Origin of the sequence: Tepiditoga spiralis, assembly GCF_014701195.1 — a bacterium.
Classification (GTDB): Bacteria; Thermotogota; Thermotogae; order Petrotogales; family Petrotogaceae; genus Tepiditoga; species Tepiditoga spiralis.
In genome coordinates this window covers 2101069-2119908 of record NZ_AP018712.1, presented here as the reverse complement: position 1 = coordinate 2119908, position 18840 = coordinate 2101069, and the positions used below count along the sequence as shown (strand labels likewise).

The window sequence follows — 18840 nt, the reverse complement described above, 5'->3', positions numbered from 1 at the left end:
AAGTTATTAAAGATTATTTTCACAAAGCAAAAATGATGCCAAGAGACTTTCAAAAATAAAAAAATTAACTCTCCAAATTTCTTTGGATGGAATTACCAAAGAATTACATGAATTCAACAGAGATAGAAATACATTTGATAAGGTTATTAAAACTATAAAAATTTAAAAAAAATATGATGAAAAATATAAAAATATTTTACAAAAAGACTCAGCAAGGATGATTTTAGATTCGTTAATAAGTCAAATTAAGAAAAAATGTTGTGGGATTGATAATCGAACGGTATATATTAATTCAGATGGAGGTGTCTATCCATGTAATTTACTTATTAATGAAAAATTAAAACATGGAAATATTAGAGAAAAAAACTTCAGAGATATATGGTTATACAATAATCATAAAATTTTTTTAAAAATTAAGGTTAATTTTATTTTTGTAATTAAAATTAAATATTTGTGCGCACAAATTAAATTAAAAAAAGAGGTGAGAAAAAGATGAAAAAAGATAAAAAAATGCAACAACCAGAATATACAATAGTGGAAATTACTGTATGTATGAGTAAGACAGGTTGTTCATCAGTAGTTGATTGAATGTAAAAATAAAATAGTAGCGGATTAAAAAAATTAATCTGCTACTATTAAATATTAATAAACAGTATTTACTGTTTGATTTGTTAGTACAAAATAATATGTATTTTGTGTAAATAAAAAAACAAATTAGTTTATCGAATCATATTTAATGGAGGGAAAAAATGAAATTAAAGGATAACTTAATTTATAGAGAAGATGATGCTGTTATTTTTGATACAGAAAAGGGAATATTGATTGAGTTAAATGAATCTGCTAACGAAATAATAAAACGTTTAAATAAAACGGAAAAAAAATTATAGAGGATTTAAAGTATATATATCCAGATACCAATGAGGAAGAAATTAAACAATTTTTTTATGAATTTATTTTTAAATTTCAAAAAGAAGGTATTTTATATGAATAAAATTTTTTCTAGTCCATTATTTGTTTGTTGGGATGCTACTTATAAATGTAATTTAAACTGTTTACATTGTTGTTTTGGAAGCAATAATAAAAAGAATAATGAACTTACAACACTAGAGGCTAAAAAAATGTTTGACGAATTATCAGATTTAAAGGTCATATCTTTTCAATTTGCTGGTGGAGAACCAATGATTAGAAAAGATTTTTTTGAATTGGCAGAATATATATGCAAAAAAAATATTATCACAACTGTAGCAACAAATGGCTTATATATAGATAAAATCACTTCTAAAAAAATGAAAAATATAGGAATACAGGGAATTCAAATTAGCCTAGATGGAGTTAATGAAAAGAATCATGAGTATATTAGAGGCAAAAACACATTTTCTAGAACTATAGAAGCAATTAAACATTTAGTAAGAGTTAAGATACCAGTTTCAGTAGCTACTTTAGTATATAAAAAAAATATTGAAGATATTTATAAATTAATTAATTTTCTTAATAGTATTGGAGTAAAAAACATGAGATTGCAATTTTTATTACCACAAGGAAATGCAATTAATAATTTAAAAGAGCTATTTATTAGTCCAAATAAGATAAAAGAAATAATTGAAAAACTTTATAACCATCCTCTTGTAGTTCAAAATAAATTCAATTTGATATTACCTTGTTTTGTTCCGAGCATAATTGGAACAAAACAAATTAAGACTAATAAAAGTTTATTTTTAACCAATAATTGTGGTGCTGGAACGTGTAATGTAAATATTAATCCTTTTGGTGATGTTACAGCTTGTGGTATTCTAACTGATGAAAAATGGATATGTGGAAATATTAGAGAAAATACTTTAAAAAATATTTGGAGTAAAAGTGATGGCTTTTCCATATGGAGAAAAGATATAAAATTAAATGGTAAATGTAATTATTGTGATTTATTGGATGATTGTAAAGGGGGGTGTAGAGCTAGTGCCTATCTTTCGACTGGAGATATAAATGCATCTGACCCATTATGCTGGAAAGGAGTAAATTTAAATGAAACAACCTGTTAGTTGCGAATGGAATATAACGAATTATTGTAATTTAAAATGCTCATTTTGTAGTATGAATTCTGAGCATTATAAGGATTTTGAAAATTTAAATACTATAAAAATAAAAGAAGTTGCAAAAAAAATAAAAGAAGTTGGATGTTTATATGTTTCATTAAGTGGTGGAGAACCGATGAGTCATCCTATGTTTTTTGATATTATCAAAGAGCTTAGAAAAAAGAATCTTGAAGTTACTATATCAACTAATGGAACTCTTATTAATTCATATAATATTAAAAAACTTGAAAAATTGAAAGTTAAGTGGATTCAAATTAGTTTACATGGAAATCAAGCAAATGTAAATGATAAAATAATGGGAAAAAACGTATATAACACTATTAAAAAGAATATAGAATTGATAAAACAAAGCAATATTGGAATCTCTGTAGCTTCAGTTATGACAACTGAAAATAAAATATCGATAAAAAAATTACATGAGGAATTAAAACGTGAAAATATACCACACATTATAAGAAAACAAATGTTAGTAGGTAGGGCTGCTTTAATTGAAAAAGAGTTAAATATAAGTAAAAAAATTAAAATAGAAAAAAATAATAAAAGATGTGGTTATTTTTTTGCAATAGCAGTTAATGGAGATATACAACCTTGTGGAGAATTTAAAATAAAATTAGGTAATATATTTAAAGATAATTTAGTTAAAATTTGGAAAAATAATCCAATGTTAAGAATGTGTAGTAAAGATTCAGGGTGTTTGGCTGAAATATATGAAAATGATGAAAGTTTTAGAATGCAAATAAATGAAACCATAAAAAAGTTTTGATTTGTATAATATATAATTTTCTATAAATATATAGAGTTAAATTTTAAATAAAATATTAATTTATTTATTAAGGTTATACTAATAAATGATGGGTTACACAAAAATTTTGATAATAACTACTCGCAACTATTCATAATATTTTTTAATGAAATGGACATTGGATAAAAAATTATAACTGTTGTAGAGAAATATTTTCTTGTAGTTACTTTAAATAAATAGTTTTATAAATTAAATTTAGAAAAAGATACTATAGCTATTTTAGGAGGGAAAAATGGAAGATATAATTAGTTGTAAGAATATTCATAAATCTTATATTAAAAAAAAATGGTTTAAAACTGTGAAAAGAAATAATGTGCTAAAAAATTTAAATATTAAAATAAAAAAAGGAGAAGTTTATGGATTACTTGGATTAAATGGAGCAGGAAAAACTACCTTAATTAGAATAATTACAGGTATTTTAGTACCAGATAATGGGACTGTTGAATTATTTAAAATGACTTATAATGAATCTGAAAAAGAAATTAAATCTAAATTGGGAGTTGTTATGGGAGGTGATAGATCGCTATATTGGAAGCTTTCGGCCGAGGAAAACTTAGAATTTTTTGGTACTTTATATAATGTACCAAAGAAAAAACTTAAAGAAAATATACAATTATATTTAGATTATGTGGGATTGAGTAAATATAAGAAAAATTTAGTTGAAACTTATTCTAAAGGAATGAAACAAAGATTATTAATAGCTAAATCTTTAATAAGTGATCCTGAAGTTTTAATTTTAGATGAACCAACAGTTGGCTTAGATATACAAGTAGCATTTGAGTATAGAAATTTATTAAAAAAACTAAATGAAGATTTAAATTTAACAATATTATTAACGACTCATTATTTACATGAAGCTGAGGAACTATGTTCTAGAGTTGGTATATTAAAAGGTGGAAGCATTATTGAAGAAGGAACAATTGATTATTTAAAAAAAAGAAATAAAATGGAAGAAATAATAGAATTTAAATTAAAATCTAAAATAGAATATAATTTAAAAAAGAAAATTTCAAATATAGGTGTAATAAAAGAATTAATTGTTGATAATTCTTTTTCATATCGAGTAAAAACTAGTAGTTTATATGTAGAACAAATCATTGATTTATTGAGTTCTCAAGGTAAGTTACTTTATTTAGAAGTAAAAGGAATTACTTTGGAGGATATAGTTTCCAATTATTTTTAAGAAGGAGTTGTTCATTATGAAACATATATTGATAGCAGCAAAGTCAGAATTTCTTATTTTAAAAAGATATCCTTTGAATTTATTTTATACTATAATTGCCACTCTTTTTTTCTTATTGCCATTATTTTATATTACTAAAACATACAATGTTGAACAACAGCAATATTTGTGGATGTTGTCTGGTGGAGTATTTTGGATGTATATATCCCAAGCATTGTGGGTTATTGGTTTGTCGCTTAGAAAGGAACAAGAAATAGGAACATTAGAACAAATATTTTTATCGCCTACAAATTTAATTTTTATAATGATAGGAAAAAGTTTAATTACGCTTGGAATTAATAGTTTAACTTTGTCTATTGGAGTACTATTGATTAAATATATTTTTAATTGTCATATTAATTTTTTAATAATATTTATTATTCCAATAATTAGTATTCCAGCTATTTTTGGTTTTGCATATATAATATCTGGTATGGTAATTAAATTTAAAGAAATATTTGCATTTTTACAGGTTTTAGTTGGTTTGCTATTTATTTTTAGTGGTATAAGTCAACCAATAAAATTTCTTCCATATAAGTTAGGAGGAATAAGTAAATTTATAGTTTTTGAAAAAATGATTTATATATTTAGACAAGCCATAATTGATTCACCAACATTTTCAGAGATTTCTAATGATTTAATTTATATAGGGGTTTATGGTTTAATATTAAACATAATTGCTATTTTCATATTTTATTATTTTAGAAAAAGAGTGTTGAAAAATGGGGATGGTTTATATGTTTAGTAAAATTTATATTTTTTTAAAAAAAGAATTACTTTTTCTTATTAGATATCCAATGCAATTTATATTTGAAATAATATTACCAGTAATTAATATGTTGCCAGCAATATTTTTGTCAATATATTTAATGTCTTCTAATCATATTCAAAGTTTTGAAAAATCAACGGGAACAAAAAATTATTTTGTTTTTATTAGTATAGGAATTGTTTTTTCTATATTTAATTCAATACAAGAACAAACAGGATATCAATTATCTAAAGAAATGTGGATGGGAACTTTAGAACAAATTTGGATTACTCCAATAAAAAAAATTAATTTAATATTAGGCTGGATATTTTTTAGTTTTATAAAAGCACTATTATATACTATCAGTTCAGCAATAATATTAAAATTTATATTTATATACTTAAATATAAATTTTAATGTCTATAATTTACCATTATTTATTTTATCTGTACTTTTATTATTGGCTACTTCAATTTGTGGTGGAATAATTATGTGTAGTATTACTCTTAGCATAAAACAAGTGGATTCTTTTGTGTTTTTAATAACTGGAGTTATACCGTTATTAAGCGGTATTACGTTTCCAATTTCAGTTTTACCTCCTAAAATACAGATAATTTCAAAAATTTTACCAACAACTTATGTGTTTGATTTGATTAGATATTCTATTTTAAAAAGTAATACTATATTTGAACCAATTGAGGAATTAATTTTGGTTTTATTTTTTATAATTATTTTGATGATTGTATCTGTTATTATTTTTAAACTATTAAAAAGAAGGGTTGAAAAATGTGGAACAATTTATATGATGTAAGGAATAAATTTTATTCAAGAAAAAGTATTAGAAATTATTTAAATTTCAAACTAAGCCAAGAGATGATTAACATATTAATTGATATAGGGTTTAGTGGCCCTGTTTCAGGCGGATTAAAATGTGTTTTTATAAAAGAAATAAACAATATTGAAGAAAAACATATTTGTTATAAAGGAACTTATTATCAAAAGCATGTTTTGGAGGCTCCACATATTTTTTTAATTGGATGTGATGATTCAATTATTGAAAGTAAGTATAGTGGAGAATATGTAAGTACATTTAGTTGTCAAAATTCAGTTGTTGCTGCTCAGAATATTATTATGGCTGCTCATGAAATAGAATTGGGAACATGTTTTATTGGTTCTATTAGGAAGAATATAATAATAAAATATTTAAAATTAGAAAAAGGCTATAATCCGTGGTGTATATTATGTTTAGGAGTAGGTGATAATGTTGGAATATAAAAATCTTGATATGATAATAAAATTTGATGAAAAAGATAAAAAAGCTATTCTATTAAAGAATAACAATGAAATAATAATGGATATTAAACAAATTATAGGTTCTATTGTAATATTTAGAGAAATTTTAGAAAAGATAAAAGATAAATGATTTTAGAGTTTTTAGAAAGTTTTTTAATAAAAAATGATAAAATTTCAAATTATTGCGTGAGGAGTATTGAGATTGAGAGTGAATTATAGCTATTTTATAAAAAATATTATTAATAATAAAGATATTACTGTTTTTTCAGATGAGAATACTACAAGCATGAATCCTTTTATTGTTGGAAAAGTTAAATTAATTGTATCAAATTGCAGAATGAGTGATTTAAAAATAGGAGATATTTGTGTAATTATATTTGATACAGGAGAGTTAGTATGCCACAGAATAATTTTTTGTAGTGAAAATCAAATTGTTACAAAAGGAGATAATGGATTACATTATGATTGGGCAACATATAAAAAGGATTTAGTTGGAAAAGTAAAAAAGATTTTTTATGATTCTTATTATTTAGATATGGAAAATAGTAGGAATTGCTTATTAAATATAATTATGGTAGTGTTATCAAAATTAAAAATTACAAAAAAACAATATATAAATTTGTATCAAAAAATAAAAAATAATATAATATTTTTTTTACAAAAGATTATAACCAAATTATATAAAAAATCATTAATAAATTAATTTACTATTGTAGATAAAATCAACCCATTATTATAATAAAAATAACATTTTTATGTAAGAAAGCATTTCTAATTTTTGGGGTAATTAATTTGTATTTTAGAGTTAAGTAGATTTTATACAAGAATTTGGATTTGGTTAACTCTATAGTTATATAAAAAAATATACATGAGAGGTGACATTATGAAAATTAAATATGGAATTGTTTTAGAAAACACTAGTTGGTATAAAAACGTTATAAAATTGTTTAATTCAGACTTAAATTATGAAATTAAAGAATTTACCCTATATTATGATTATCAAAAAATTCTAAGGATAAAATATAAGGATATATGTGAATTTTATGTTATAACTGGTTCTGGTGCTTCAAATGCAGCATCAAATTCAGAATTTTTAATAAACTTTAATATTGATGTATTATTACGTATTGGAACTGTTGGTGCACTAACAAATACATTAAAAATAGGTGATGTTGTAAATATTATTGCTGGAATCAAAGGTGACGGAGTAACCAAATATTATCTTCCAGATCAAATTCCAGCAATGGCAAATATTAAATTATTTAAAAGTTTGAGTTCTTATTTAGAATCAAAATTAACAATAGTTGAAGGCATTGTATTTACTACTGCTGCTAGATTTAAAGAAAATATTGAATATTTGAAAAAAGTAGTGCAATATAATGTAATAGGTATTGAAATGGAAACAGCAGCTATATTTGGAGTTGGATTAGATAAAAAAATTCCTACAGGTTCATTATGTGTTGTTAGTGATCTACCTATAAATGATCAACAAAATAATCCTGGAATAATGAATAAAAGAAATTATGATATTGTAGAAAATAAATTTAGAAAATTATTTTTAGAAATTATAAAATGGGGATCTTTGGTAGATATTGAAAATATAAATTATAAATGGGAATAAAAAAATACAAATAACGGGTAAAATTTCACATTTTTTGATTAATAAACAACAAATAATATAAAAAATATAAAATAATCAAGAAATATTATTTTTTCAGTAAAAAAGTTGATTTTTTTGATATAATATTTTTGTAATTATAAAATAACATTTTATATATGGAAAAAATTAAAATTATTAAAAGACCTAAAAATATTAAAAAAATTAATGATGGCTCAGAATTATTAGATAATAATTATGGAGCTTGGTAATTTTGAGGAGGCATATCTGAAGTTTTCCCTGGGAAATAGACATGAAATAAAAAAGTGCCATAAAAGAACAGGGAACACTTTTGCTATATAAGTAAGAATAAAAAGAAAGTCTCTGGTATTAAGTCAAGAGGAAAATAAAAAAAACAATAATAATTAACAGAGAAGTAAAACAAAAAGGAATAAGAATAAAAAAAGTAAAAAAACATTATGCACAGCGTACAAAAATTAAAATTATTAAATTAATAATAAATTATTAGATATTACATTAGGATTATAAGGGATAATGTTTTTAATCATATAATAAATGCTTCTAACCAATTTTCTAGTAGTTAAAACAATTGTTTAAAGTATAAAAAAAGTAAGGCAGGAATACAATTGAAAAATGGACCAGGTTTGAAAAAAACGAAGTAACAATAAATGATTCAAAAATAGATAAAGTAATGAAAGTACTGATAAACATAGGAAAAAAATTATGAAATGTTATATTACATAATGAACCGCTATATATCAAACGGCACTTACGGTGATGTGAGAGGACAGAAAATAAAATAAATATTTTTTTCCTAAAACAATAAAAAATCATATAGCTTCATAAGAAAGTGATGAGAACATATGGTATAATGAAATTAGAGGTGATAAAAATGAAAAAACTACCAATAGGAGTACAAGACTATAAAAAAATAAAAGAAGGAAACTATACATATATAGATAAAACAAAGTATATATTAGAATTAATAAGTTCAGAAGCACCAATCTTTTTATCTCGCCCAAGAAGATTTGGAAAGAGTTTAACGATATCAACACTTTACTATCTATTTAAAGGAGAAAAAGACCTATTTAAAGAAACATACATATACGACAAATGGGAGTTCAAAGAATATCCAGTAATAAGGATAAACCTTTTAGATGTAGCAACAGATAATGTGGAAAGAATGAAAGAAAGTTTAACAAAGATAATAAAATTAGAAGGAAAGCGAAATGGAATAGAAATAACAGAAACAGACTACAAGTTTGCATTCAATGAACTGATAATAAAACTATCAAAAAAAGAAAGAGTAGTAATATTAGTAGATGAATATGAAAAACCAATATTAGACAATATAAACAACAAAGAAAAAGCAGAAAAGTATAGAGAAATATTGAAAGACTTTTATGTGAGTATAAAATCAAAAGATGAATACATAAAGTTTGTATTTATGACAGGAATAACAAAGTTCACAAAAACAGGAGTATTTTCAGCATTGAACAACTTAAATGATATATCATTGAATAAAAAATACGCGCAGATGTTGGGATACACACAAGAAGAGTTAGAAAGAAACTTTAAAGAACACATAAAAGAAACAGCACTTGAAATGAATATGAAAGAAAAAGAGTTATTAAAAAACTTAAAGATGTACTACAATGGATTTTCATTTGATGGAGAAGATAGTGTATACAATCCATTTTCAATATTAAGATTTTTTAATGAAAGAAAGTTTCAAAACTATTGGTTTGAAAGTGGATCACCATCATTCTTGTATGAATACATAAAAGGGAAGAAGATAAGATACGAAGACTTAGTGAAGTATCCAGTGAGCGAACTCGATTTTTCAACCCGAGAAATAGAAGAAGCAAATGCAAGCATATTCTTTACACAATCAGGATACTTAACCTTTAAAGGAAAAGAACAATATGGAATGGAATATGAATATCTATTAGACTATCCAAACATAGAAGTAAAGAACAGTTTTTCAAAGATGATATTAGAAGCAAACTATGAACTTGAAAGAGGAAAAATAAAAGAAATAAATAAAACGATATGGAAAGCAATAAAAGAAAAAGACATAGAAGGAATAATAAAAGAAATAAAAAGAATAATAAGTGCAATACCATACAACTTGCACAAAAAAGAAGAAAGTTACTATCATTCATTGATATACACAATAATAGCATCAGCAGGACTGAACGTAACAGCAGAAGAATTAACGAACTTAGGAAGAAGCGATATAGTAATAGAGGAAGACATCATATACATAATGGAAATAAAGATAGATAAAAGTGCAGAAAAAGCCTTAACCCAAATAAAAGAAATGAAGTACTATGAAAAATACAAAGGGAAAGAAATTTATATAGTAGGAATAAACATAAACTCAGAAAAGAGAAACATAGACGAATACAAAATAGAAAAGATATAATCCCAGCGGGTGCTGGGATTATTTTTTTATGTGTGCCCGGCATGGGCCCGTTCTATAGGGTGAAAGTCCCGAACGCCGAAGAGGATATAGGCGTTAGTTGAGGGCAAGGGTGTTCATCGTGAGGTGAAATCTGAAGGAAGCCTAAGGCAAAGTTCCGATCCGAGGGACACAAATCACATAAGAGGCTGCCGAACTCTGGATGAGTTTGCATAACAAAACGAAGTCCGTATCCTCCGAAAGAGCCGGAAGTATATGTGGCGGATATATGGAATGAAAGAACGTGTTCTTACCCGGGGAGGTCTGGCAGCTGTCAGGAAGCAGAAGACTACACCGACAGGAATAATGGAGACATTAAACCGAAAACTGCCAGAAGTCAGCAGAGGTCATAGTACCGAAAGGTGATGAAACTGAAGGGAGTAAGTTTCAATAATGCGTAAGGGAAGGGCCGAACATTGAGTGGTGAAACCGCTGAGGATTCCCGCAAAGCGAATAGCACAGAAAAAAAAAAAAAAGCTAAACCTGAAGAATTAAGGCTGGAAGTCTGAAATAAACAGGAAAGCGTGGGGAATGTCAAGTAAAATGAGAGTGTAAAATATTAAGTGTATAAGGAAAAAAAGATACAGATCTGGTGGTAAAATAAAACCAGAGGAGGTACGAAAAATGGGAAATGTACTACAGGAAATAATAAAGGAAATGGTAAGGAAAGGAGAAATCCGAACAATAAAGGATATAAAGGAGTTAACAAAATCACTGACAGGAAATCTGATCCAGGAAGTACTGGAAGCGGAACTCGAAGACGAGCTGGGCTATGGCAAGTATGACAGAGAAAAGAAAAATACAGAAAATTCAAGAAATGGCTACAGGAAGAAGAATTTAAAGAGTAGTAGCGGTATGATAGAATTAATGGTACCTCGAGACAGGAAGGGAGAATATGAACCCAAAATAGTTCCAAAGTATTCGAATGATATTTCAGAGATAGAGGAAAAAATAATAAGTTTGTACGCAAGAGGAATGACCACCAGGGATATATCTGATCAGATAATGGATTTGTACGGATTTGAAGTATCAGCTGAACTGGTGAGCAAGATAACAAATAAGCTTATGCCATTAATAAAAGACTGGCAGGAAAGACCATTACACGAAATATACACCTTCGTTTTCTTGGATGCAATATACTTCAACGTTAGAGAGGACGGAAGGATAGGAAAGAAGGCTGCTTATGTAATAATAGGTGTTGACATAGACGGAATTAAAGATGTGCTCGGGATATATGTTGGTGAAGTAGAAAGTGCCAAGTTTTGGATGGGAGTACTTAACAACCTCAAAAACAGAGGAGTTAAGGACATACTTGTAGCTTCAATAGATGGTCTTTCTGGATTCGAGCAGGCTATAAATGCAACCTTCCCGCAAACTATGATACAAAGGTGCATAATCCACCAGATTAGAAACACCCTGAAATATGTTCCTCACAAGGATAGGAAAGAGTTTGCAAAGGACTTAAAGACAATCTATACAGCACTGGATGAAAAGACGGGCTATGATAATCTAACCAATGTAATAAACAAATGGGGAGACAAGTATTACGCTTCATTGAGGAGCTGGGAGAAAAATTGGCACCTATTATCCACCTTCTTTCAGTTCTCAGACGGGGTAAGGAAGATTATGTACACCACGAACATCATAGAGTCACTTAACAGGCAATTCAGGAAGGCTACCAAGACCAAATCAATATTCCCTAATGACGATGCTGTCCTTAAAAGTTTATACCTTACTACCAAAAACGTGACAAAAAAATGGACAGCACGGTTTCACAACTGGAACGCTGTTATTTCCGAACTGGCCATCCTTTTCGAGGATCGTCTTAAAGACTACCTCTGAAAGTAGCTTGTAACCCTAAAAAACTTAATATTTTACACTCTCACCGGGAGATGGGTTGTCGCCCTTTCAGTCATTGCAGTTTTTTACTGTAAAAGGGTGGTTTTACCAATTTTGCCTTATTTAATTCATACTATTCAGGAACATTTTTTTCATTTTCTAATAACTACATTTTTTTAAGATTTTTGTCGTTGTTTTCCAATATTTATATGCTACCAGATATATCTAATACACACTAATCTTTACAGACTCGGTTATTTGATGGTAGAATTATAGAAACAGATTTTGATAAAAAGTATGAGTATGTTACGAAGTTAGTCAATAATGGAATGTTTATACCAAGATCTATGCTGTTACCAACTAGTGAAAATGTATTTAATGATATGTTGATGAGAACATCTATTTCTCAATTATATATAATTGTAACTGAAGATTGCAATTTAAGATGTAAATACTGCATATTTTCTGATAATTATCCACATACTCATGGATATTCATCACAAAAAATGACATTTGAAATAGCAAAGAAGGCAATAGATTATTATCTAGATTTATATAAAGAGAAGCAAGCCTATGGGTTGGGAAGTAATCCTGTTATAAGTTTTTATGGAGGAGAACCATTACTAGAATTTAATTTAATTAAAGAAATAGTTAAGTATGCTAAGGAATTAAATGACAATTTCGAATTTTATATTACAACTAATGGAACTATTATGAATGATGAAATTATTAACTTTCTTATAAGCAATAGTGTTAAGATAACTGTGAGCTTAGATGGATATAAAGAAAATCATGATAGAAACAGGGTTTTTATAAATAATAAGAGATCTTTTGATGTTATAATTAAAAACCTTACAAAACTACAAGAAGAAAAGGAAAAAAGAGGTAGTAATCAGCCAATTTCATTTAATTGTTGTTATGATAATTATACTGACATGGTAAAGGTTGTGGATTTCTTCTCACATGCACGACTAGGTGGGGCTGCTACATTCTATGCTCAAATAAGTCCTTATGACACAAGTTACTATGATCATTGTGACGATTTAAATAAAAAAGGTTTTATAAAAGAGAATATTGATACTAAGAATCAGAGTATAAAGAAACTTCTTGAAGAATATAAAGAAAAACTATCTAAAAATGAAAAAGTTCCAGAACCATTAAAATTTTTATTTACTTCTATGTTTTATATTAAAAATGCTCCAAGGGGGCAACAAGGACCATTAGGAAATGCTTGTATACCAGGGAGTAAAATAGCAGTTGCACCAGATGGAAATTATTATTTGTGCGAGAAAATGAATGAAACACATCCTATTGGGAATGTAAATGATGGATTAGAATGGTATAAAATACAAAAAATTATAAAAGACTACTTAGAAATCATAGAAAAGAATTGTAGTAATTGTAATGTAAAACGACTTTGTGAATGTTGCTATGTGCATCTAAATATGAATGGCGATGGAGTATTCAAATTTAACAAAGAATTTTGTAAAGAAAATAAAGAGGGAATCCCTTTAATGTTAAAGACTTTATATTCATTACTTGAAAAAATACCTAATGCATTATCATTCAATGATAATGAAAAAGCAAATTTAAGTAAAGACTTTACTTTATTAGAATTATAGTAAATTGAAGATTATAGAGTCTCTGGTATTAAGTCAAGAGGGAGGTAGAAAAAGCAACAGTAAATTAACCAAAAAGAAAAACAAATAAAAATAAAATAAAAAAAGGTGCAAAAAAGATATGCACAAAGTGCAGATAGAATAAAGAATATTAAAATGTAAAAATGTTACTACTATGAAAAATCTTTAAAAAGGACGGTCTTCTTAAAAGATTGAGATAATTCAAAAAGAATATAAGGGACATTTTTTTTAGCATAAAGAAAATACTTCTAAGAAGTTTTCTAGCAGATAAAACAACAGCAGCTTTATGAGATTTTCCTTGAGCTCTCTTCATTTTGTAATAAGACTTAAGGACAGGGTCATGAATAATGGCTAAAGAAGAAGCCTGATAAAAGTAATAACGCAAATATTTATTACCTTTTTTAGATAACCCTTTGTGATTGTTGGTATTTTTACCAGAATCATTTAAATCCCAACGTAACCCTGCGTAAGAAGAAAGTTTGGAATCTGAAGAAAAATTATTAATATTAACAATTTCAGAAATAATAGAAACAGATAAAACAACAGAAACACCTGGGATAGTATCAAGGTAGTATTAATACGATTAAAAAAATTTTCTAGCTGTTTATCAATACGCTTGATTTGAGAATTTAAAAGTTTAACTCTATCAAAAGCTAAAGCAATATTAAAATTGGCTGTATTAAAATCATTTAAAATAGAACGATAAATTTTAGTAACAATAGATTTGAGTTTTTTAGCGAAATCAATACCTAATTTTCTCTTGGATAAAAAAGCAACTAAATTAAATAAATCATCAATAGACATATTAACAATATCATCAGCAGAATAATCAGATAAAATAGTTAAAAGAGTTTTAAATAAATTAAGTTGCTTAGATAAACTAGGAAAATACGCAGAAATTAGTTCAGCAAGATAAGTTTTTTCTGCACTAATTGATGAGAAATATGGTATCTAGAACGAGTAAGTTCTCTAAGAGATTCAAAAAAAGAATCTTTAGAAACAAAAGGAGTGAGATTCTCAGGGAATTTAAGAGCAGTTTTTTGAATAATTTTAGAATCTAGCTTGTCAGTTTTAGCCCAATTAAGAATCTTTCTGGTATTAGAAACATTAGCTGGAGCAACAAAGAATAAATCATTAAAGCCATGAGACTTAAGAAAAATGAAGATATTTTTAGAATAAATTCCTGTAGACTCCAAAGCAAAAGCAACATCTTTATCTTTGAAAATAGAAACAAGTTTCTCATAACCATCAATAGAATTATCAACAATACCTTTGATAGAATTTTCAAGAAAATAATCAAGCTTATCTTTAGAAACATCGATACCAACAAACAATATAGAAACACATCCTTTCTAATTAAGATTCTAATTATGGGTATATAAGAAAAAAGCCTAGTTATAGGTAGGAACTAGTGTTCATGGCAATTCAACTTATATACCAAAGTTAGTCAGAATTATTAGAGCATTTGAAAATGCAAGGAGGAACAGAATTACTATAGTTAAATAATAATTCAAAGTTAGAATGTTTTTTAAAAAATTATTAACTGTATGAAAACATTATACACGAGGGAGGAAATAATGAGATATTTCAGATTAAATATGGGAAGTTTTTTAATTAAAGGAAAAGAATATGGAGCCATATATGATACTTTAACTGGTAATATTATTCGCATAACAAAACATAATTATGAGGTGTTAGAAAGTTGTGAGAATAATAATGATATTGATGAACTTAATAAAGAGGATTTTTTGTTTTTAGAGAAGTTATATGAATTAAATGTAGGTATGTTTTATAGTAAGCCTATTTATATTGAAAAGTTGTCAATTTATGATGATGGGGTTAAAGAAAGGTTTTCAAAATATAGTTATATAATAAAAAATTTATTTATAGAATTTACTAATAGATGTAATCTTGAATGTAAATTTTGCAACGAGGATGATGAGGTAGTATTTAGGAAAACTGGATGTAAAAAATGGAAATTAAAAGGAGAGATTATAGATATAGATAAAATATTAGATATAATATCACAAGCTAAAAAGTTAGGCTGTGAGAGTTTGTATTTAATTGGTGGTGAACCCTTTATGTTTATAAATAAAATAAAAAAAATAACAAATTATTCACATAGTATTGGAATCAATAATATAACAATATTTACAAATGGAACTATTCTTGATGATAATATATTAGCTTTTTTGAAAAAAAATAATGTAAATCTAATTGTACAGATTTTAGGGAGTAGTGATAATGTTTATAAAGCAATAACAAAGAAAGAAAAATTAGCATCTAAAATATATGATAATGTTATTTCTTTAGCAAAGAATAATATAAATTATTCATTAAGTATTTTAATTAATTCTTTTAATGAAAATGAGATAGAAGAAATTATAAAAAAATATAATTCAGTAATAGATAGAACAAAGATAAGAATTGATTATATATATCCTAATAAATCAAATAAATATCATTCTGAAAAATATAAAGAATTGATGTATAGTAAGGAAAAGACTTTATCTAAAATTTCATTGATTCAGTTCTTAACAAATAGATATAAGCATAATTGCTATGGAAATCAAATAGCTATTACAGGTGATGGAGAAGTAATTCCATGTATAATGTCTAGGAAACTTGTTTTAGGAAACATAAGAGAAAATAAATTAGTAAATATTTTGAGAAATAGTAATTATAAGGAATTGTATAAGTTAACAAAAGATAAAATAGACAAGTGCAAGAATTGTGAATTAAGGTATGGATGTTTTGATTGTCGTGCACTTGAAAGTAATGCAGATAATAATTTATTAGGTATAAAATATTGCAAATATGCAGACAATTATTAATAAGGTGTGATTAGAATGATCAATAATAATTTTAATGTTCATAACTTAAAAAAGGATATATTTACAACAGTATGGGAAAAAGTTAATGATGTATATCCTCTTTTTTATGAAAGAAAAATAAATTGGCATGAAATACGAAATAGATATAAAGAAAAAATTAATAACGTTAATTCTTTTCCAGATTTATATGATATATTAAATAATATGCTTTTGCAACTTAGAGATCCTCATACAAAAATATATAGTTCCTATACTAATAACGAAAAATTACCACCTCTTATATTTACCTTTAAGGAAAATGATTTATATGTTTATTATACATTAAACAATAGTCCAACTATTAAACCTGGAATGAAGGTTTCTAAAATTGATGGATTAAGTATAGAAAAACATATGGAAAAAATGAGATATAAAATTAACTTTACATCATTAAACATGAGAAACAATGCATTTGAAAGTGAATTGATAAAGTATATTAAGTCTAAATCAGTTAATATTGAAGTGATAGGACATAACGATAAAGCTAGTATTCACAATATATCTCCTATAGACAATCCTATATTAGTCAATAAAAAATTAAGTAATAATATCAGTACCTTAGAAATAAAATATTGTAATTCTAGAATTATTGATAATATTGGATATATAAAAATCCATAATTTTTCTAATAAAAAAGTGATTTCTGATTTTCAAGAAGAAGTTTACAAGTGTAAAGGGTGTGCTTCTTTTATTATAGATATTAGGTCTAATAGTGGTGGATTAATAGATGTTGCAAAAGAAATAACATCAATGCTTTCTATGCAAGAAAAAGTTATACTATATAAGATTTCAAGGAAGAAAAATGTGAAAGGATATAAGTATGAAAAACCTAAGCCCATAGTAATACGTCCTAAAAATTCAATTAAATACAAAAAATTAGCAATACTTTGCAATGAAAAAACTTCTAGTTCTGCTGAATATATATTGTTGAATACATTGATTCATTCAAGTAATAACATAAAAGTATTTGGAACAAAAACAGCAGGTTTTGCTCACGAAGCGACTAGGTATACTCTTTTTGATAAGTCAATATTACAAGTAACTACTAGTAAGTATCTAGATAAGAATAAAGTGCTTTTAAAAGAAGATGGAATATCTCCTGATTATATAGTAAAAATTTCAATAGATGATCTGATAAAGGGTAGAGATACCGTCTTAGATTGTGCAATAGAATTTTGTACAAAGTGATAGTTGGAGTATATATTGTGAATTTATGAATAGATATTAAAAGTATTTTTATTATAGTTAAAATGTATATAATACAAATATGACTAGTAATTTAAAATACAGACATTTTATAAAATTTTGTCTAAATAAAATTATTATTAACAAAAAAGGAGGTGTAATATGAATCAGAGCTATATATTAGAGATTAAAGGATTAAGAAAAGAGTACTCTAAGTTTACACTAAATAATATAAATGTAGAACTTGAAAAAGGGTCTATTATGGGTTTTATTGGACCAAATGGTGCAGGAAAAAGTACTACTATAAAATCAATATTGAATATTATTTCTTATGATAGTGGAGAGATAATTATTAATGGGATAAATTCTAAAGATAATGAAGTATCTACAAAGGAAATTATAGGATATGTTGGAGATGAAACAAGCTTGTATTCTCAAAACTATGCGAAAAGTGTATATAAGTTTATAAGAAGGTTTTACAAAAATTGGGATGATGAAGTATTTAATAGCTTGATTAGGAAATTTAATTTAAATTTAGATAAAAAAGTTAAAGAGTTTTCCAAAGGGATGAAAGCACAGTTTATGCTTGCATTATCACTTTCACATCATGCAAAACTATTTATATTAGATGAACCTACCTCAGGATTAGATCCTGTTATTAGAGCTGAAATATTGGATATTATTTTTAATACGGTAAAGGAAGAAGGTGCTTCAGTGTTTTTCTCTTCACATATAACAGAAGATATACAAAAAATTGCAGATAGTGTTACATATATAAATAACGGAAATATACTCCTATCTGATAAAAAGGTTAATATATTATCTAATTATAAACAAGTTGATTTTAATCAAGATATTTCTTGTGAATTTGAAAAAAAGCTTACTTTTTATAGAAATAAGAAATTGATTATACATAAATCAAAAATAGAAGAAGTAATAAATTTGGCTAAAAGTTATAATATTGATTCTAGGAAAATAGAGTTTACTACTCCTTTACTAGATGAAATATTATTAAACTTAATCAAGAAACAAAATTAAATTATTGTATAATAATATTTTTAATATA

The 18840-nt window shown here is 25.9% G+C and carries 19 protein-coding genes; 17 read left to right on the top strand and 2 right to left on the bottom strand.

The annotated features are described in order from the left end of the window. Nucleotides 1–217: 217 nt before the first annotated feature. The 14 genes from IGS63_RS11870 to IGS63_RS09810 all read left to right on the top strand — a co-directional run bounded on the left by IGS63_RS11870 (nucleotide 218) and on the right by IGS63_RS09810 (nucleotide 13698). On the top strand, nucleotides 218–496 hold the full coding sequence (locus IGS63_RS11870) for an SPASM domain-containing protein (protein WP_190614598.1): 279 nt from the start codon (nucleotides 218–220) through the stop codon (nucleotides 494–496). Between the two features lie 253 nt (nucleotides 497–749). Then, nucleotides 750–887 carry a hypothetical protein gene (locus tag IGS63_RS09870; protein ID WP_190614596.1) on the top strand — a complete coding sequence of 46 codons (138 nt, stop codon included), beginning with the start codon at nucleotides 750–752 and terminating at the stop codon, nucleotides 885–887. 96 nt (nucleotides 888–983) lie between these two features. Beyond that, the gene (locus IGS63_RS09865) at nucleotides 984–2036 is read left to right on the top strand and encodes a radical SAM/SPASM domain-containing protein (RefSeq protein WP_190614594.1); all 1053 of its coding nucleotides are present in this window, start codon (nucleotides 984–986) and stop codon (nucleotides 2034–2036) included. After that, nucleotides 2020–2853: a radical SAM/SPASM domain-containing protein gene (locus tag IGS63_RS09860; RefSeq protein ID WP_190614592.1), complete on the top strand. Its 834-nt coding sequence runs from the start codon at nucleotides 2020–2022 to the stop codon at nucleotides 2851–2853. The genes IGS63_RS09865 and IGS63_RS09860 overlap by 17 nt, the downstream gene beginning before the upstream one ends. A 271-nt stretch (nucleotides 2854–3124) precedes the next feature. After that, on the top strand, nucleotides 3125–4075 hold the full coding sequence (locus IGS63_RS09855; RefSeq protein ID WP_190614590.1) for an ABC transporter ATP-binding protein: 951 nt from the start codon (nucleotides 3125–3127) through the stop codon (nucleotides 4073–4075). Between the two features lie 16 nt (nucleotides 4076–4091). Then, entirely contained in the window at nucleotides 4092–4859 is a 768-nt protein-coding gene (locus IGS63_RS09850) for an ABC transporter permease (protein WP_190614588.1), read from the top strand. Continuing rightward, a complete protein-coding gene (locus IGS63_RS09845) occupies nucleotides 4852–5673 on the top strand; it encodes an ABC transporter permease (RefSeq protein WP_190614586.1) in 822 nt (273 codons plus the stop codon). The genes IGS63_RS09850 and IGS63_RS09845 overlap by 8 nt, the downstream gene beginning before the upstream one ends. Continuing rightward, nucleotides 5649–6137, top strand: a complete 489-nt coding sequence (locus tag IGS63_RS09840) for a nitroreductase family protein (RefSeq protein ID WP_190614584.1) — start codon at nucleotides 5649–5651, stop codon at nucleotides 6135–6137. The genes IGS63_RS09845 and IGS63_RS09840 overlap by 25 nt, the downstream gene beginning before the upstream one ends. After that, nucleotides 6124–6285: a hypothetical protein gene (locus IGS63_RS09835; RefSeq protein WP_190614582.1), complete on the top strand. Its 162-nt coding sequence runs from the start codon at nucleotides 6124–6126 to the stop codon at nucleotides 6283–6285. Before IGS63_RS09840 ends, IGS63_RS09835 begins: the two co-directional genes overlap by 14 nt. Before the next feature lie 78 nt (nucleotides 6286–6363). Further along, nucleotides 6364–6858 carry a S24/S26 family peptidase gene (locus IGS63_RS09830; protein WP_190614581.1) on the top strand — a complete coding sequence of 165 codons (495 nt, stop codon included), beginning with the start codon at nucleotides 6364–6366 and terminating at the stop codon, nucleotides 6856–6858. A gap of 180 nt (nucleotides 6859–7038) precedes the next feature. After that, nucleotides 7039–7776 (top strand): phosphorylase family protein, encoded by a 738-nt coding sequence (locus tag IGS63_RS09825; protein WP_190614579.1) that lies wholly within the window; start codon nucleotides 7039–7041, stop codon nucleotides 7774–7776. 889 nt (nucleotides 7777–8665) lie between these two features. Further along, nucleotides 8666–10201: an ATP-binding protein gene (locus IGS63_RS09820; RefSeq protein ID WP_190614577.1), complete on the top strand. Its 1536-nt coding sequence runs from the start codon at nucleotides 8666–8668 to the stop codon at nucleotides 10199–10201. 660 nt (nucleotides 10202–10861) lie between these two features. Further along, nucleotides 10862–12079 (top strand): IS256 family transposase, encoded by a 1218-nt coding sequence (locus tag IGS63_RS09815; RefSeq protein ID WP_190614575.1) that lies wholly within the window; start codon nucleotides 10862–10864, stop codon nucleotides 12077–12079. Between the two features lie 326 nt (nucleotides 12080–12405). Beyond that, the gene (locus IGS63_RS09810) at nucleotides 12406–13698 is read left to right on the top strand and encodes a radical SAM/SPASM domain-containing protein (protein WP_190614574.1); all 1293 of its coding nucleotides are present in this window, start codon (nucleotides 12406–12408) and stop codon (nucleotides 13696–13698) included. A gap of 148 nt (nucleotides 13699–13846) precedes the next feature. Here IGS63_RS09810 and IGS63_RS11865 read toward each other — a convergent pair whose 3' ends face one another. Both IGS63_RS11865 and IGS63_RS09800 read right to left on the bottom strand, forming a co-directional pair. Beyond that, nucleotides 13847–14230 (bottom strand): transposase, encoded by a 384-nt coding sequence (locus tag IGS63_RS11865; protein WP_420856926.1) that lies wholly within the window; start codon nucleotides 14228–14230, stop codon nucleotides 13847–13849. Nucleotides 14231–14615: 385 nt separating this feature from the next. Then, nucleotides 14616–15050, bottom strand: a complete 435-nt coding sequence (locus IGS63_RS09800) for an IS110 family transposase (protein ID WP_190614572.1) — start codon at nucleotides 15048–15050, stop codon at nucleotides 14616–14618. Between the two features lie 243 nt (nucleotides 15051–15293). On the opposite strand from IGS63_RS09800, the gene IGS63_RS09795 reads away from it, so the two are divergent. The 3 genes from IGS63_RS09795 (at nucleotide 15294) to IGS63_RS09785 (ending at nucleotide 18812) form a co-directional block, all read left to right on the top strand. Further along, nucleotides 15294–16550, top strand: coding sequence for a radical SAM/SPASM domain-containing protein (locus IGS63_RS09795; protein WP_190614570.1), 1257 nt, complete (start codon nucleotides 15294–15296; stop codon nucleotides 16548–16550). 15 nt (nucleotides 16551–16565) lie between these two features. Beyond that, nucleotides 16566–17777 carry a S41 family peptidase gene (locus IGS63_RS09790; RefSeq protein WP_190614569.1) on the top strand — a complete coding sequence of 404 codons (1212 nt, stop codon included), beginning with the start codon at nucleotides 16566–16568 and terminating at the stop codon, nucleotides 17775–17777. A gap of 159 nt (nucleotides 17778–17936) precedes the next feature. Continuing rightward, nucleotides 17937–18812, top strand: coding sequence for an ABC transporter ATP-binding protein (locus IGS63_RS09785; protein ID WP_190614567.1), 876 nt, complete (start codon nucleotides 17937–17939; stop codon nucleotides 18810–18812). Nucleotides 18813–18840 lie beyond the last annotated feature (28 nt).

What these genes read in the sequence shown, in the direction of transcription:
- IGS63_RS09835 (WP_190614582.1), top strand. Translation starts at nt 6,124, where the DNA reads ATGTTGGAATATAAAAATCTTGATATGATAATAAAATTTGATGAAAAA.
- IGS63_RS09845 (WP_190614586.1), top strand. Translation starts at nt 4,852, where the DNA reads ATGTTTAGTAAAATTTATATTTTTTTAAAAAAAGAATTACTTTTTCTT.
- IGS63_RS09840 (WP_190614584.1), top strand. Translation starts at nt 5,649, where the DNA reads ATGTGGAACAATTTATATGATGTAAGGAATAAATTTTATTCAAGAAAA.
- IGS63_RS09785 (WP_190614567.1), top strand. Translation starts at nt 17,937, where the DNA reads ATGAATCAGAGCTATATATTAGAGATTAAAGGATTAAGAAAAGAGTAC.
- IGS63_RS09850 (WP_190614588.1), top strand. Translation starts at nt 4,092, where the DNA reads ATGAAACATATATTGATAGCAGCAAAGTCAGAATTTCTTATTTTAAAA.
- IGS63_RS09790 (WP_190614569.1), top strand. Translation starts at nt 16,566, where the DNA reads ATGATCAATAATAATTTTAATGTTCATAACTTAAAAAAGGATATATTT.
- IGS63_RS09820 (WP_190614577.1), top strand. Translation starts at nt 8,666, where the DNA reads ATGAAAAAACTACCAATAGGAGTACAAGACTATAAAAAAATAAAAGAA.
- IGS63_RS09810 (WP_190614574.1), top strand. Translation starts at nt 12,406, where the DNA reads ATGTTTATACCAAGATCTATGCTGTTACCAACTAGTGAAAATGTATTT.
- IGS63_RS09865 (WP_190614594.1), top strand. Translation starts at nt 984, where the DNA reads ATGAATAAAATTTTTTCTAGTCCATTATTTGTTTGTTGGGATGCTACT.
- IGS63_RS09795 (WP_190614570.1), top strand. Translation starts at nt 15,294, where the DNA reads ATGAGATATTTCAGATTAAATATGGGAAGTTTTTTAATTAAAGGAAAA.
- IGS63_RS09815 (WP_190614575.1), top strand. Translation starts at nt 10,862, where the DNA reads ATGGGAAATGTACTACAGGAAATAATAAAGGAAATGGTAAGGAAAGGA.
- IGS63_RS09855 (WP_190614590.1), top strand. Translation starts at nt 3,125, where the DNA reads ATGGAAGATATAATTAGTTGTAAGAATATTCATAAATCTTATATTAAA.
- IGS63_RS09870 (WP_190614596.1), top strand. Translation starts at nt 750, where the DNA reads ATGAAATTAAAGGATAACTTAATTTATAGAGAAGATGATGCTGTTATT.
- IGS63_RS09860 (WP_190614592.1), top strand. Translation starts at nt 2,020, where the DNA reads ATGAAACAACCTGTTAGTTGCGAATGGAATATAACGAATTATTGTAAT.
- IGS63_RS09825 (WP_190614579.1), top strand. Translation starts at nt 7,039, where the DNA reads ATGAAAATTAAATATGGAATTGTTTTAGAAAACACTAGTTGGTATAAA.
- IGS63_RS11870 (WP_190614598.1), top strand. Translation starts at nt 218, where the DNA reads ATGATTTTAGATTCGTTAATAAGTCAAATTAAGAAAAAATGTTGTGGG.